This window comes from Flavobacterium sp. FlaQc-47 (genome assembly GCF_044006475.1).
Classification (GTDB): Bacteria; Bacteroidota; Bacteroidia; order Flavobacteriales; family Flavobacteriaceae; genus Flavobacterium.
Genome location: NZ_JBIPCQ010000002.1, coordinates 584866 through 600833, shown reverse-complemented (window position 1 = coordinate 600833; position 15968 = coordinate 584866). Strand labels below are relative to the sequence as shown.

16 protein-coding genes and 2 tRNA genes are annotated in these 15968 nt (G+C 29.0%); 5 read left to right on the top strand and 13 right to left on the bottom strand.

Annotated elements, in window-relative coordinates; all coding sequences use genetic code 11:
- Positions 1 to 79: 79 nt before the first annotated feature.
- The 7 genes from ACHRVX_RS08635 to ACHRVX_RS08605 all read right to left on the bottom strand — a co-directional run bounded on the left by ACHRVX_RS08635 (position 80) and on the right by ACHRVX_RS08605 (position 3537).
- On the bottom strand, positions 80 to 259 hold the full coding sequence (locus tag ACHRVX_RS08635; protein WP_395331252.1) for a hypothetical protein: 180 nt from the start codon (positions 257 to 259) through the stop codon (positions 80 to 82).
- A 220-nt stretch (positions 260 to 479) separates the two neighbouring features.
- Positions 480 to 947, bottom strand: coding sequence for a hypothetical protein (locus tag ACHRVX_RS08630; protein WP_395331249.1), 468 nt, complete (start codon positions 945 to 947; stop codon positions 480 to 482).
- Between the two features lie 140 nt (positions 948 to 1087).
- Positions 1088 to 1303 carry a hypothetical protein gene (locus ACHRVX_RS08625; protein ID WP_395331246.1) on the bottom strand — a complete coding sequence of 72 codons (216 nt, stop codon included), beginning with the start codon at positions 1301 to 1303 and terminating at the stop codon, positions 1088 to 1090.
- Positions 1304 to 1429: 126 nt separating this feature from the next.
- Entirely contained in the window at positions 1430 to 2065 is a 636-nt protein-coding gene (locus ACHRVX_RS08620; protein ID WP_395331244.1) for an ATP-binding cassette domain-containing protein, read from the bottom strand.
- On the bottom strand, positions 2052 to 2954 hold the full coding sequence (locus tag ACHRVX_RS08615; RefSeq protein ID WP_395331242.1) for a hypothetical protein: 903 nt from the start codon (positions 2952 to 2954) through the stop codon (positions 2052 to 2054). The genes ACHRVX_RS08620 and ACHRVX_RS08615 overlap by 14 nt, the downstream gene beginning before the upstream one ends.
- A 64-nt stretch (positions 2955 to 3018) precedes the next feature.
- Positions 3019 to 3153, bottom strand: coding sequence for a class IIb bacteriocin, lactobin A/cerein 7B family (locus tag ACHRVX_RS08610; RefSeq protein WP_395331240.1), 135 nt, complete (start codon positions 3151 to 3153; stop codon positions 3019 to 3021).
- Between the two features lie 63 nt (positions 3154 to 3216).
- Positions 3217 to 3537 (bottom strand): hypothetical protein, encoded by a 321-nt coding sequence (locus ACHRVX_RS08605; protein ID WP_395331238.1) that lies wholly within the window; start codon positions 3535 to 3537, stop codon positions 3217 to 3219.
- 342 nt (positions 3538 to 3879) lie between these two features.
- Here ACHRVX_RS08605 and rseP point away from each other — a divergent pair, with 342 nt between their 5' ends.
- From rseP to ACHRVX_RS08580, 5 genes are all read left to right on the top strand, one after another.
- Complete coding sequence (rseP, locus tag ACHRVX_RS08600) at positions 3880 to 5223, top strand: RIP metalloprotease RseP (RefSeq protein WP_395331236.1); 1344 nt, start codon at positions 3880 to 3882, stop codon at positions 5221 to 5223.
- Between the two features lie 83 nt (positions 5224 to 5306).
- A tRNA-Asn gene (locus ACHRVX_RS08595) sits at positions 5307 to 5380 on the top strand.
- Positions 5381 to 5418: 38 nt separating this feature from the next.
- Positions 5419 to 5492, top strand: a tRNA-Asn gene (locus ACHRVX_RS08590).
- A gap of 284 nt (positions 5493 to 5776) precedes the next feature.
- Complete coding sequence (locus tag ACHRVX_RS08585) at positions 5777 to 6061, top strand: transcriptional regulator (RefSeq protein ID WP_395331234.1); 285 nt, start codon at positions 5777 to 5779, stop codon at positions 6059 to 6061.
- 367 nt (positions 6062 to 6428) lie between these two features.
- A complete protein-coding gene (locus ACHRVX_RS08580) occupies positions 6429 to 6818 on the top strand; it encodes a helix-turn-helix domain-containing protein (RefSeq protein ID WP_395331232.1) in 390 nt (129 codons plus the stop codon).
- Between the two features lie 72 nt (positions 6819 to 6890).
- On the opposite strand, the gene ACHRVX_RS08575 is transcribed toward ACHRVX_RS08580, so the two are convergent.
- The 6 genes from ACHRVX_RS08575 to ACHRVX_RS08550 form a co-directional block, all read right to left on the bottom strand.
- On the bottom strand, positions 6891 to 7853 hold the full coding sequence (locus ACHRVX_RS08575; protein ID WP_395331230.1) for a hypothetical protein: 963 nt from the start codon (positions 7851 to 7853) through the stop codon (positions 6891 to 6893).
- Positions 7846 to 9960 carry an AAA family ATPase gene (locus ACHRVX_RS08570; protein WP_395331228.1) on the bottom strand — a complete coding sequence of 705 codons (2115 nt, stop codon included), beginning with the start codon at positions 9958 to 9960 and terminating at the stop codon, positions 7846 to 7848. Before ACHRVX_RS08570 ends, ACHRVX_RS08575 begins: the two co-directional genes overlap by 8 nt.
- Entirely contained in the window at positions 9961 to 11310 is a 1350-nt protein-coding gene (locus ACHRVX_RS08565; RefSeq protein ID WP_395331226.1) for a hypothetical protein, read from the bottom strand.
- A 6-nt stretch (positions 11311 to 11316) separates the two neighbouring features.
- Positions 11317 to 13323, bottom strand: a complete 2007-nt coding sequence (locus ACHRVX_RS08560; RefSeq protein ID WP_395331224.1) for an ATP-binding protein — start codon at positions 13321 to 13323, stop codon at positions 11317 to 11319.
- A gap of 10 nt (positions 13324 to 13333) precedes the next feature.
- A complete protein-coding gene (locus tag ACHRVX_RS08555; RefSeq protein WP_395331222.1) occupies positions 13334 to 14293 on the bottom strand; it encodes a DNA-methyltransferase in 960 nt (319 codons plus the stop codon).
- 275 nt (positions 14294 to 14568) lie between these two features.
- Positions 14569 to 15765: an aminopeptidase C gene (locus ACHRVX_RS08550; protein ID WP_395331220.1), complete on the bottom strand. Its 1197-nt coding sequence runs from the start codon at positions 15763 to 15765 to the stop codon at positions 14569 to 14571.
- Between the last annotated feature and the right edge of the window lie 203 nt (positions 15766 to 15968).

Genomic DNA, 15968 nt, shown 5'->3' with positions numbered 1-15968 from the left:
AAATTGATATACTCTTGGTTTTGTTTTTAGATATAAGGTTTTCAATTGTGTTTACTGGATCTGAACTGAAATTCATACTTTAATTTTGCTTTTTAAATGATGTCTTTTTTTTGTCAATCATATAAACAAAAAAAGCAAGAGCAAGAGCACAAGAAATACCTGAAATAAAAGAAACAAAATGATTATCTGAATATTTTCTTGATAAAATAATAATCGTAAAATATAAAATAGTTGTAACGAAGACGATACGTTTTTTCATAGCTGCAATTTCGTATAAAGGCTAATTAAATTAATTTTAATTTTTACTAATCATGTCACTTAATTTGAATAATCTATAAATCATAAACACTAAATTATAGTTCCTAATTATAAATCAAATACTTTATATTAATTATATATCATTAGAGTTTTCATTTTTATATCAACAACTTAATTAAGACTGTAAAAGAAAAATACATTGCTGAAAAATAAATAATCTTCTATCTTTTTTCAGCGTAACTAAATTTATCTAAATTTTTGGGTAATTCATTTGTTAGTGTCAATTTATTAGAAGTAAGATTTGGTTTGATTTTAATAACTTTAGTATTTGAATCAATTTCAATTTCCTTTATACTTCTCATATTAACCATATCCAGGTGCAATACTTTGAATGTATGTTTACTTTTTTCAAGTTCTATGATTACATACTCGCTTGCTCTTAACTGCCCTAAAGGTTTATCATCAATCCAAATATTTAATCTTGAAGTATTATCAATTTTATGTAAAATATCTGCCCCGTTATAAATAAGTACCTTTCCATTTCCAAGCTTACTTAATTCTAAAGTTTCAGATGCGTTTTTAACAAAAGAATATTCAGAGGGTATTGGCTTTAAACCACATGAAAAAATTGAAAATATAATTAGAGAAAAAATTGAAAATTTAATTGATTGTAGTAAATAATTTTTCATATTGTTTGAATTAGTTTTTTTATATCTAGGTTAAAACTGGATTTGAATAATTTATTGTTTTTTCCTTTTAAATGATGTCTTTTTTTGTTGATATTGAAATTTAAAATGAGTCTTGAACCAAGTCAAGACTCATTAATAAATTAAAACATTGCATTTGTAATTAAACCGCCATTATAATAACCCATCTCATTCCCATTTCCACCAGGGCCATTAACTTTTTTGCCGTTATTATTCGATATCAAACCAACTCCAATAATTATTATACCAAGCCCAATAAATGTAAAAAGTTCTCCACCATTAACTTCATTTATTTCCTGGGCATTAAGCTCAACTAAATTTAAATCTTCTAAATTCATAATTTTAATATTTTAAATGTTAATTAATAAATTAAACAAAATCATTTTTCTCGAGAACGTTTTCGTTACAGCAAACTTATCATAGTTCCGTCTAATAATTTGGACGGAACTATTAATTGTGATTTTTTATTTTGAAAATAATTCCCTTTCAATTTCATCATATCTACATTTTTCAAACTTCTTTATCATAGCGCTATTTATTAAAAAAATACTGTCGCAATCTTTATAAAGTATTTCAAGAATATGCGACGAAATAAAAACAATACTAGTTTTAGATAATTGTCGTATATAATTCATCAAAATATAATTAGACTCTAAATCAAGTCCGTTGAAAGGTTCATCGAAAATATAAATTGCATATTCTTTTTGAAAAACAGCGTTCATATATGCTTTCTTTTTCATTCCTGTTGAAAAAGTTTTAATGAGTTTATCTTGGGGAACATCAAAAAGATTGATTTTATTATTGCCTTTTAGATTCAATAATTCTTTATAAAAATTAGAAAATTCCCTTGCTGTCAGTTCATCATATAATGGTACTTCTGTAGGGAAAAATGCAATTTCATTATTTTTTATAGGCAAATTATCATAAGATATATCTCCACTAAAGTTAGTAAGGTTAGTTATGCATTTAAAGAAAGTAGTTTTTCCTTCTCCATTTTTTCCAACTACGCCATAAATTCCGTTCATTGAGATGGTAAAATCAATATTCTCCAAAATAGTTTTATTACCAAAAGTCTTTTTTATTATATTAATTTTTAACATTGTTTACTTCGTTTATTGTTTTTACTGACTTATAGTATAAAAAAGGTATCATTAAAAAGGGCAAACCAAATTGCGCCGTTCCAATAAAAAAGATAAAAAATATCTGCTGCAATAAAGGATTGCTAAAAAAAGAATACTTAAACAAAACACTTACTACAGAAAATATAAAAACAAGAGGCATGAACAATAATAAATTCCACTGTTTAAAAAGAATCAAACACACCAATAAGACAAAACTTATCATAGAAGTATTTAATAATCCAACTTGAATTTGTTTTCTGAGATATGTTTTTGAATCAAACGGGCTTACTTTTAAATAAATTAATTTCTCTCTCTTAAAGGATGGCAAGCAAACAATAATAGTGATAATCAATAATGTAGAGATATTCAAATTCTCATTATGATATTCATTTCCTAATATATTAAGAAAGATGACCAATGGAATAAAAATAAGAAGCTTGTCTTTTCTAAAACAAATATGCCAAAATGGGTCAAACAATTTAAATGGATAACTAATAATTTTAAAATCTCTTTTTTTTATTACTATTAATAGCATTAGGGTAGAAATGTGAATTAACAAAATATCCCATCTCTTGTTTAGTAAATAAATAAGAATAAAAGGAAAACTATAAATTAAATACTCAATGAAAAGTAAAATTTTAAAATTTTTACCAAATTTTAATAAATCAAGATCTTCTCTGTTTCGATGATAAATGATTAATTCAACACTTGAAAATAAAAACAAATAAGGGTATTGCGGAAATAATTTGTTTAAAAAATAAAAGACCCCAACATAAAAAAGTAAAAATAAACCAATTGCTACATAATCGTCTTTTGGCAATATTTTTCTAAACCTAATTAGTATTAAATATTTTAAAATTTTTATCATTTTTAATTATAATATTCATTTAAAACTTTAAGAAAGCAGGGTTTTAAAACCCTGCTGAGATTTGTTAGTATGCGGGTGTTGTCCATAATAAATAGCCTAGAAGAAGTAAAGGCCATATACCACCTTCTATTTCTTGCAACTCTTGCGCATTTAATTCAACCAAACCTAATTCTTCAAAATTTACTATTTCTAAATTCATAATTTTAATTTTTAAAATGTTAATTAATAAATTCAACAAATTATTTTCTCGAGAACTTTTTTGTTACAGCAAACTTATGAGAGTTCCGTCTAATAAAATTGGACAGAAGTTAGAACCTCCAAAAATTTCTTTGGCTTCGTCGTCTTTAATTATCCTGAGAGAATAATTTAATATTAAGTCGAAAGAGGTTTCGTAATAAAAACTTTCTCTTTTTTTACAGTACTTTAATGGTCCATCAAGTTCTTTTATCACTTCCAACACATTATAAAGCTGGCTTCTGCTTAGACATAATTTCCTTGCAAAAGCAGTTGGTGTACCCGTTTTTTCAGCGCAAATTAACTTATGCATTTTTTTAATCCTTTCGATTTGTTTAATGAAATTCATAGTAGGAGGTTTAAAAATTAATAGAAAGAATACTTTATTAAGAATCCACAGTTGGTTATGTTAACAATTTATGAATACCGTCGTTTTTTAATAAAAAATGAAATTAAAGCAGATATAATCAGTAAACTACCTTTATAAGTTTTAATAGTAATAGAATAAGATAAGTGTAACATTAGTACAGAATGAGTTACTAATAAGGAGAAACAAAAACAAGTTGTACTTAATTTATTAAAGTAAGGCCAATTATTAACAAACATTTAAAACCTTAAGTATTATCTTGCGGTATTAAATTAAATCAGAAAACGCTACTTTTGTGCGTTAATTACGAACTAAAAATACAAAATGGATATAGTTATCAAACTCTCTCAATTTCTATTGAGTTTATCTTTACTTATTATTCTTCATGAATTAGGGCATTTTATCCCCGCAAAATTATTTAAAACAAGAGTCGAAAAATTTTACTTATTTTTTGATGTTAAATATTCTCTGTTAAAAAAGAAAATTGGAGAAACAGAATACGGAATTGGTTGGTTACCTCTTGGGGGTTATGTAAAAATTTCCGGAATGATCGACGAAAGCATGGACAAAGAACAAATGGCTTTACCACCTCAACCGTGGGAATTTCGTTCTAAGCCAGCGTGGCAACGTTTAATTATTATGTTAGGCGGAGTTACGGTAAACTTTATTCTGGCTTTTATCATATATATAGGTATGGCGTTTGCTTATGGTGATACGTATGTGGCGAATGCTGATTTAAAAGATGGTGTTTTAGTTGATAATCCTGCAATGATTAAAGCTGGTTTTAAAACCGGTGATAAATTTTTAGGCGTTGACGGACAAAAAATCGAAAATTTCGATAACGATATCAACATGAAAATTATCATGGCTAAAGAAGTTTTGATTGAAAGAAACGGACAACAACAAACTATCAAAATGCCTACTGATTTTGTTGATCAGTTATCAAAACAGAAAAAAGCTCCTCTTGTCGACATGAGAATTCCTTTTGCAGTAGCTAGTGTTACGCCTGAATCTGGAAATACAGGTTTAAAACCAAAAGATTTATTTATTAGCCTTAATGGTCAGGAAGCAAAATATTTTGATCAGGTTAAAACTATTTTAGAAAGCAATAAAGGAAAAACTATTCCTGCTGTTGTTTTACGTGATTTTAAACAAATACCTGTTACAGTTAAAGTTTCTAATGCTGGAAAATTAGGTGTTGGTGTTGGTAGTCTAAATATTGAATCTTTAGAAAAACTAGGTTATTATAAAGTAAGCACTAAAAACTACAGTTTCTTTGAATCAATCCCGGTTGGACTAACAAAAGGTAAGGATCAATTAATAGGTTACGGAAAACAGCTTAAAATGATTTTTAATCCAGAAACTAAAGCATACAAACAAGTAGGTGGTTTTGCAGCGATTTTTAACATTTTCCCTAGTTCTTGGAGCTGGGAAGTTTTCTGGTCAATCACCGCTTTATTGTCAATTATGCTTGGAGTTATGAATTTATTGCCAATTCCGGCGCTTGATGGTGGTCATGTGATGTTTTTATTATACGAAATTATTAGTGGTAAAAAACCTAGTGATAAATTCCTAGAGAATGCACAAATGGTTGGTTTCGTTTTACTTATAGCACTACTACTGTTTGCTAACGGAAACGATATTTACAAGGCAATTGTAGGCAAGTAAAAAAAAATTATAAAAAGTGTCAAAATATTTTTGCGAAACTAAAAAATCCTCTATATTTGCACTCGCTAAAAAGAGCAACAACTTCCTCCTTAGCTCAGTTGGTTAGAGCATCTGACTGTTAATCAGAGGGTCCTTGGTTCGAGCCCAAGAGGGGGAGCAACTTTTTTTAGCAAACATATTTACCTTTAAGGTGATTCCTTCTTAGCTCAGTTGGTTAGAGCATCTGACTGTTAATCAGAGGGTCCTTGGTTCGAGCCCAAGAGAGGGAGCTTATTAAATACCACTTACAAATTGTAAGTGGTATTTTTTTTTGGCTTTATTTCCCTGGATATTAGGCAAAAAGACAAGATAATCTGAACAGGAAAAATTTAACCGCAAAGTGCGCAAAGTTTTTTTAGTATTAAGCTTTATATAAAGTCAAAGTTCGCAAAGCTTTTTATTGATTTAGATTTATGAATTTTGAGTTTTCTGAGGGGTTTCTTGTCATTTCGACTTAAGGAGAAATCTTCGCAAGAAACTCGACAAAGACAGGCAAATTTCAAATCTTTAAAAAATGAAATCCAAAAATCTAGAAAATTTCGAAAAACTAGTTTCTAATGAACAGTCAGGCTTCTTAGATAAGTTCTCCTATTATAAAGCCAATAAAGATTGGTTGGATAAAGCGACAATGCCAGCTGTAAATGTTTTAGAAGTTTTGAACGCAAAAGGCTGGTCGAAAAAAGATCTTGCCCAAAAAATGAATATTTCAACACATCAATTGAACAACATTCTTAAAGGACAGCAAGATCTAACTTTAGAAATGATAAGTAAACTTGAAACGGCTCTTGAAATTTGTTAAGAAACGAATATAGTTTACCTTAAAACAAATACTAAAAATTGTATTTTTGATTGACATTTATATAATTAATAAAGTGTAGTCCCTAAGGGACAAAAAATAACACGTAATAAATTTTATTTCTACCAATATGTAATCTCTCCGAGATATCTTTTTTACTCCGTTAGGAGTTAAATATTGGTAGAATTAATACAAGACACACATTAGAATATCCCGTAGGGATTATACTTTTTGAGTCGCCATTATTATTGAATCATTTAAAGCAACTTGAATGATTCAATAACAGAATCACAAAAAAAGTATCATACAGATAAACCCCGTATTTTACCCCACCAATAATTTTCTCAAGAATTTTGAATATCTTTGAATTATGAGCACATTAACAAAACCAAATCATATAGGGCGAAAAATAAGCCGTATTCGTGAACTCCGTGATATGAAGCAGGAAGCATTAGCTCAGGCTTTAGGAACGAGCCAGCAAACCGTTTCTGCTATTGAAAACAGTGAAACCATCGATGAAGAAAAACTTAAAGCAATTGCTGAAGTTTTAGGCGTGTCTGTTGAAGGAATTAAGAATTTCTCTGAAGAAGCGGTTTTAAATATTATTGGAAATACTTATAACGACAGCAATGTTGTTAATGGAAATGCGTATAGTTGTAATTTCAATCCGCTTGATAAAATGGTCGAACTTTTTGAACGTTTGGTTTTGGCTGAGAAAGAGAAGGTTGAATATTTGGAGAAGTTGTTGAAAGGGAAGTAAGATCTTCTTTTTTGAAATTGAATAATTTTAATCAAGAATTACTTCTTTGTTACAAAATAATTCTACAGATATTTAGATTATAAAGGCATTAAAATACTTCTCAATGATATACCTGGCTAAGCCGGCATATTCCTGATCTGAGTTTTTAAAAGCTTTTAATATTTTCATTTCATCTCTTAATATTCCTTCAAACCAAATATTCTCCTCTTCAGATTTATCTAAATATTTATTATAATTTAATAGAGCTTGCTCGACACGTCTAATTTGCGCCTTAATTTGTATGACTTTTTCTTTTCTTGTTTGTATTAATCCGAGTCTTTGTAATGCATAAACTTTAATTGAGGTCTCGGCCCTATTTTCTTCTAAGCTATTTAAACCAGCATTTTTGTATATTAAGCCTAAATCATCATATTTAAAATGTTTTTCGACATCAATATCTGTACATGGCTTCAATAACAATCTTTCAGACTCCTCTAAATTAAATGCTTTTTCATATTCACTTTTGTCGTTTATATAATTATTCCCATCATTATAATTTAATCTGTAAGTATTTGTTAGTAAAGGAAATTGATTTAATTTTCCCTGTACGACCTCTCTTGTGTTTATACCATCAAATATTTCTTGAGTATTCGTTTGATTGCAAAAAGGACATGCAAATAAAAGATTTTCCCATTCAGAAGCTAACCAGTAATAGCCCGGATTTATCAAAGGCTGACCTGACATATCATTGTATCCTCCTTTGGGTCTAAAATGCTCAATATCTCCATTATAGATTGCTGAAATTTTACTTTCACAATAGGCACATTTTCCATTAAACATTTCTTTTAATACTTTTCTAACTGTTTTATCAGAATAAGCAGAATAAGATTCTTTTATTCTAGCCCCCCTAATCCCCATTTTCTGATATTTTGAATTATGGTTAGAAATATCATTAAAAAATAATATAGAATCTCTTGTTTCTATCTCACCTTCCTTTTGTGGAATTTCATTCCATTTCAATAAATTAGGACAATCAACTCTTTCAACCTTAATCATTATTAATTTTATTAAGTCTATCCCAGATTTCTTTTACACGTGTAACAGCTTTTTCCTTAAGTTCTTGACGGTTTATTGGAGTCTTATCGAATAAAACTTCCTGAGCCAGTAATTTATCTATCACTGTGTACATCAATTCATCTCTAAGTGAAGAACCTAATTGGTTTTTGTCTCTTAACGTGTCTTTTAACTCTCTTAGCTCACTTGCTTCCTCAGAATTAATATTTTTTTCCTTACTTAATAAGAAATAGTATCTATTAAATTTCGCCTCTAATTCTGGATCAATTAAGCTACTTAAACCAAAAAATTCAGATGATAAAATTTGATCCACCCTAAGTGAAGCTATGTCTGGAAGATTTGTTGTTATATTGATATTATCTTCAAGATTTTTTAATAGAACAATTTCTGAATGCTCAGAACCTCTAAGACATAAAGGATGATGGGTCGAAATAATAAAGTTTATATTTGGAAAAACTATTCTTAATTGCTTTACGATCCTCATTTGCCATCTTGGATGTAGTTGGTTTCCAAGCTCATCAATTAACACAACTCCAGACATCTTGTCCATATCTGCATTTGCAGTAGATAATTTCATCATGATATCTACTGCTAAAATAATTGTACTTTTAAAACCATCGCTCAATTCAGAAAAATTCTTTTCTGAATTTTTAAACATTATCTTACCCCTATTAATTGTAAGCTCATTATTAACAAAATCATGTGGAAGTAACTGTTTTATTGAGTAAGCAACTCTATCAAATAAATTAGGTCTATTTCTATGTATTTCTTTTAACCATTGTGTGACATTATTTAAGGGTAGAACAGGTTTAAATATATTCTCATAACTAATCTTGCTTAAATCCCTTTCAGTTTCTAAAGTATTTTCCTCGATTGAAAGCCTTAAAGAACCATATCCAATTAAAAAAGAGTTGAATTCCCCTGATTGAGTTATAGATTTGGCTTTTCTGTCTAATACAGTTGTTATTATATTATCATTGTCTCGCTCCTTAATAGTTATTATAGCCTTTGTCTTTCCTTTTTTAATTAAATCTTGTATATTAGGTAGAATAGGCTTATCGGCTTTTAAACCTAGTGCTATTGCCTGTAAAATAGAGCTTTTTCCAACTCCATTTTCTCCTAAAAGAAATAACCAAGATTTTTTATCAATACTATCAGCTTTAAAATCTATCCTTAAATTTGAAATTCCCTTAAAATTTAAAATTTCTACATATTCAATTGGAAAATAGTCACTTTGAATTTTCGGTGTTGAATTTCTTATTGTAATATCTTTTTTTGCTTTATAATCCTCCAACTCTGTTATTCCTTCTTGAAATGGAAAATCCTCTAAATCCAAGTATCTTATCAATATTGGGAATTTCTCAATCTGCTCTAAGAGACACCATTTCTTATATGCTAAAAAATCTATTGCAGCGTTTCCATTATAAATTTCTTTCAGATAAACAATTTCATTTCGAATAATACTAGCCCCATGTTCATTAATTTCATAAATTAAATTTAGAACCTCTTTTCGAGCTTCTAATCTCAATTTACATAAATTTGTTCTATTTAATCTAAGTAATTCAATTGTTTGATTCCCTTCCTCCGTAATAGGAAAAATCATTCCATCTTCGGAATATAAAAAATGTTCATCTGGAGAATCTTCGCAAGGATTTATTAATAATTTTTTTTCTTCTTTTAGATTGAAACTCCTAGCTTTTGCTCTTATTCCACTAATAGGAAAGTAATTAGCTTTATAATTGCAACATTCTTTACAAGAATAAACTAAATTTGTCCAATCATATACTAGCCACCAGTACAAATCTGGCATATATGTTTCTTTATCTCTAACTCCATTGTATGGTCTGAAGCGATCAACTACCCCTTGTGAGAATCCTGAAATACTATTTTCGCAGTACCCACATTTACCATTAAAAATGTTATATAAAATTCCTTCAACCGAATGGTCTACCGCTGAATTAAAAGAAAAATCATATCTTTTTTGACCTCTATTTTTCATTCCGTAAAATTCCTGAAGTTTTTCTATTGCTAGAGAAACGGTGTCAGAATTAAGAAAATCAGGAATATTACCTTTATCAATTTTAATCATTTATCCTAAGTGTTTTTTAGCAAATTTTTCAAGTATTTCGAAGCTTGGATGATTTGATAAAGAAATTAATTTATTTGCAAGAGCTACAGGAATAATTGCATTCTCATAGATATCACATCTTAATTTGTCAATATTCATTAAAATTTCTTCTATATTCGTCAAATCATTTAATTGGGGTCTTGCATAATATGTATTATGATTTTCAACGGGAACTGTCAAAACATAAATTCTTTGATCAGGGGTTTTGTATATCATTTTTCCACTATAATATGATGTACTTCCATATTGTTGTTCTTTATGATTCCCTACCTGAATATAATTATAAATATGAGTATTATTTAATAAAAACAATTCACCAGGATCAAGCTTATCTTTTATTTGTTTTGCATGATCAACAAAAGGTCCTGAATTTTCAACACCAACTAAATTTATCTTATCCGTTACCTTTAAATGATTTAATAAGGCTTGCATAGGCTTATGCATATTTGCAGTTTCACCACTAAAACTTAAAGGTCCATCTTTAACAAAAAGAAATCTATTAACAAGTCCCTTTTCAATTTCAAGAAGGCTTTTAATTGTATGAATTATAAAGAATGTTTCTATCGTACTTCCTAAATAAGTTATAATTCCTTCTGAGCCTGTTTCATTATCAATTTTTTCAAATAATCTAAAGATATCCGTAATTAGAATTTCCTTTTTACATTTTGGGTGTGTGCATTCCCAAGAAAAATTCAAAAAATTTAACTTGCTTTTTTCTAATACAATTCCATTTGTTCCACAATGTGGACACTGAGAAAGTTTATATTCTGTCTTTAGCGAATTTAAATTATATGTTTCAAAAATGAACCAATAAATAGTTTCAAGCATTGAAGTTTTACCAGAATGCTTTTTTTTAAAAAAATCATGTACTGCATTTCTAACACTTGTTTTAAAATCAATATCTTTTTTTAGTGAAACATTCTTTGTAGGCAAAACAAGTTTTTCTCTCTTTATCTTTTTAAGTTCTTTAATATCAGATGGCGAAATAAAAGGTTTTTTATTCATTTCATCAAGATGTGAACTTTGTATTAGCAATGAACCGAATTGGAAAAAAGTAATTAGTGAAGAAGGAAAAGATTTTCTAACTGGAATTGTTACATTTTCTCCATCAACAGCAACAATATATTCTATTGGATTTACTGAGGGATAAATTATTTTATGCTTTAAACTTTCATCAAGTTCAATATTTTCAAAATCGACAGGAATAGCACAATTATTAAGGTACTCTTTTACTTCATCGTCATTAATAATATAACTGTGAGAAATTCGACTTCCCCTTTCAAAACCTCCTCCGCTGTAATTGTCAGACATATTATTTTATTTAAAAAGATCAATTTGAACAGGAACAACAAATGGATTGGAATAAGTTTTCATTCTTACAAATCCTTTATCGTTTTTTGGACTAAATCTTATTAGTGAATCTGCAAAATCACTAAAATCATAAAATTTACGAAGCTCTCTAACTTCATCATCATTATTAAGATGTGAAATGAACCAGTTTTGAGTATTTTTTAAAATATTTGAACTTATTGAACTAACTTCTTGAGTGGCGTAAATCATTCCCAAATTAAGTTTTGCACCTTCTTTTGCAATTCTATTATAGATTAAACTCAAATCTTTGTCATCTTTTTTAGGAAATAAATTATGAGCCTCTTCAAAATAAAATTGAATAAAATTATTTGGTTTAGCCTCAATAAAACTTTCCATTGATTTATTAAAAATGTTTTGACATATCTTCTCCGAAAAAATTTTTTGTACCTGTGGATTTCCTTGTGATAAATCAACAATTACGATATTTCCAAGTCTTAAATAATTTGTTATATCTACTTGGAAAGATGCATTAGTTGTACTTGTATGAAGTTTTGATGCAATTTTTAATTTCTGATATCCTCCAACTTGAGCTCCTGATTCCGTTTTTTGAAATAACATTACAAGTAATGATTTAATTTCCTCCGTTAGCCATTCTTTTCCTTTATTAGTTTTTTTTAATCTTGCAAAACATTCGTGATTTCTATTTTTCCATACTATCTCCCAAAAATAATATGCTTCACTTAATGTCAATTCTTTTGAAACATCTAATTTTTTGTCTGTTTCTGCAATTAACGAGTCAATTTCGGCATTTGATTTGATTTTAACTTTTAAATCATGGGGCACATCAAATCCTGCCTTTTGTAAACAACAGAAGTAAATTGATTTATGTTTATTGTAAATATTCCATCCATTAAAATCATCATCTTGAGGTCTGGTAAAATCGATAACTTTGAAACCTCCTAGATAAATAGTGTTATCTTCATTTAAGAATTGAAGAATATATTCAAACCCAGTCTGAACATCACTATAAAAATTTACTTTCATAATTTCAAAGCCTTTTTCTTTTTTTTCAAGGATGCTATATCTTTTAGTGATGGGTGTATATTTTTCAAAAATTGCAGTCCCATCTTGTAGATTTTTATTAGCATATTCTCCATTTATATCAAATATCAATTGACCAACAGGATATTTAGGTTGCTCTTTATCATTAAAAGCTTTAGAATTTTCATCAAAATTTTCATTTGACTTTTGAAGGACTAATGGAGCTTTTTGAGATATTAAAACTGTTGCATCAATTAATTTTTTTACAGTATTCGATTTACCAGTTCTAGTCATTCCAAACAAGGCAGTTCTCTTACCTAAAATATCTTTAGTATGCATAAGAACTTCTTCATTTTTATTATTTTCCATTAATAAATTTTGCCTAGTTGAACTATATCGAACCGTTCCTATTTGAAAATTAGAATCAGGCATTAACGGACCGTCTGTGTCCCTCAAATTTGCAATAAATCTTAGATATTTTCCCGATGGTTTATATACTTTATATAAATGGGGAGAGTAAAAATTTTCAATATCGGCACCGAATTCTATATTACCATTAGAATTTTTGTAAAACGTCCCAAGTATAGAGCATTCTAGTCCAGAGCAACTGAATTCAAATCTAGTAAATGAATCTATTTGTCTATCTTGTCCAGATGTTTTTAATTCTTCTTTGAAATATTCAATTCTAGAGCTAATAACATTGTTATCACTAGGTATCGAACAAGGCTTAAGCGCTCTAAGTAATATTGCTTCATGAACTTCTTGTCCTCCAAAATCATTTTCGTAAAATGCTAATAAAAAGCAACCTTGTGCAATTCCACCAACGTTATGTTTCCAATCATCGCAAGTAAGAATACTTGTCTTGTCATAATCAATTTTAAAAGGATTGCCAATGAAATTCTTTGAATCTTGTGCAACCTCAAAAATATCAGTTTTTGCTATGTTTTCTAATGCTTGTCTAAAATCCTCCATATTATTATTTTTACGGAATTAATTCAGGATTACTATGTCTTATAACAGCTTGTTTAATATATTCTTCTTTTATTTCAAATGACAACCAATTCCTTTTAAGTATCTCAGCACAATATCCTGTTGTGTTGCTTCCCCCAAAAGGATCAAGAATTAAATCTCCCTGATCAGTCAAAAATTCAATAAAAAAATTTACTAATCCTCCCGACATTCTCGCAGGATGAGGATTTATGCCTTCTTTCCTACATGTTTTTAGGAAATAATCATTTGAGGTTGTATTTGAAAAACTTAAAACACTATGTGGTAATCTTACTTCTCTATCAGGATCTAATTGCTCCATTTCAAAAAAATTATGAGAAATACTTCCTCCATTATCCTTTAAAAAACCAGTTTTGCTAATATTATGCTCTGAAGGTCTTTTGCCAGCATTATACTTCTGTTTAGCTAATAATTTTTGCATACTCTTACTATAAGGCCTTAGGACTTTAAGATTATCTGCTTTAGGAAAATCAGATTTTGCTAACCACCAAACATGTGTATAGCTATCAACCGTTCTCCATCTATTAACTGTTACCCATTGTGCTGGAGAAGGCAATTTTGAAGGATTATAACATATAAATTCTTGTATAAGTCTTAAATTACCTGTTGGATGTTTCACTAAACCAAATAAACACTCTAAATGCAAAATTGATTGTATTGGTCTATCTGGTTCCCAAGAATTTCCTATTTCAATAACCAACGAACCATCATCTGCAAGCAAATCTGAAAAAACAGGAGCCATGTCTATAAACCATTTTAAATATTCATCTCCTTTTTCATTTCCATATTGTTTTTTATTATTTAACGGAAAGGGAGGTGATGTAATAATTAGATTGACTTTACCTTTCAAACTCTCTCTTAATTCCTTACTTAAAAGCTCTATAGAATTTCCTTTTATTAATTTTCCGAGATCTGTTTTAAGTTCTATATTCATATTGTTCATTCTGCTTTTTCAATTTGTACCAAATCAAATATATTTAATTTATTCTGTATTAATACTTTTTGTAAAATAATATTTTTTTTACAAAAAACAGAGGTATTGTTTTTTTATATATTAACAATAATCTGACAAAGAAGGGTATGTAATAAGATATATATTATATTTAATAATTTAGAAGTTAAAAAAAACTACTGTTAAATTATAATCTATAGAAAAAGCGCCACAATCACTTGCAGCGCTTTTTCATATCATAAAAAAAAATCAAACTCTTAAACCCCCAACTTCTTAGCAATCTCAGTAGGAATTCCACCTTTGTTTACTAGTAAAGCAGTAGTTTTATATTTTACGAAATTTTTGGTTACAAACAAGAAACCTTTGTAGTCGTTTGTTGCTCCCCAGGAATTTTTTACAATGTAATATTCTTTTCCGGTTTGATCTTTTGCAAGACCTATAATGTGCATTCCGTGATCGTCTGTCGTTGTGTAATTATCAAATGCAGTCTGGCGCATTTCAGCCGTAATTTCAGGTTCTGCTTTTGGTCCGTTAAACATGTCTGCCTTTTCTTCAGCCGTCATATCGTCAAATTTCTTTGTTGGTACATAAGCTACTCCATTTTTCCAGCTAAAGCTTTTCTCGCTCACGTCTGTCGCCCACGCTACAGTATATCCTTTTTTCAAAGCATTGTCAATAACATCTGTCATATCATTTACTTTCACGTTGTAAACCTGATCAAATGACCAGTTGTCCGGCACCATCATAGTTGTTTTTTGGTAATACGGCGCATTGGTAAACGATGAAATTTCAACATATTCATCAGGATTAATTCCTACTACTTCCTTAGCAAAAGTTTGAGGCGTATAGTTTTTTCCTTTATAAGTAAAGTTTTCCGGCACAGTGCCTAAATACGAATCAATTACTGCAGCGTATGCTTTTTGCCAGTTTGGCGTCAATTCACCATTTGGGTTTTTAACCACAGCAGTCAAAACGCCTTCGATAAGCGCTGCCATTTCTCCAAATTTATTTTTATCAGTTCCGTAGTTCAATCCAGTGTAGACCTCTCTTGGTACGGTTCCGTATTTTTTGTACATATTAATTACATCGTGCAATGCACCACCGTCACCTAAAGTAACTGCTCCGTGCATACGAACATAATTAATTCCTTTTTCAACATAAACGTTTCTTGCCGAGTAAATTTGAGACAATTCTACAGGTTGTTTTCCTAAACGAATCATTTCTGACTCCAGGAAAGAGTTGGTAGAATAACTCCAGCATGTTCCTGACGAACCTTGCAATTTTACTGATGTAGTTCCTAAATTAATTACCTCAGTGAATTTAAAAGCTTCTTTACTTTTTTCGCTTGCATTTAGTTTTAGTGAATTCACTAAAATGTCTTGTGCAAAACCACTCGTTGCGCCTACAAAAAATACCGAAGCAGCAAGTACTGATTTGAATGAAAATGTATTCATAATTTATATTTAATGATTTGATAAATTAGTCTTTGTAATTTACAATTTGTTACAAAACAATTAAATTTCAGTTAATAAAACTAAACTTTAACCGTTAATTTTTACAAAATGTTTTTTTTAAGCTACAAAACCTTACAAATACTGCAAAATCATTAACTATCATAGAATCAAAAACATTTCACTTTTTATATTCCTTTATTATG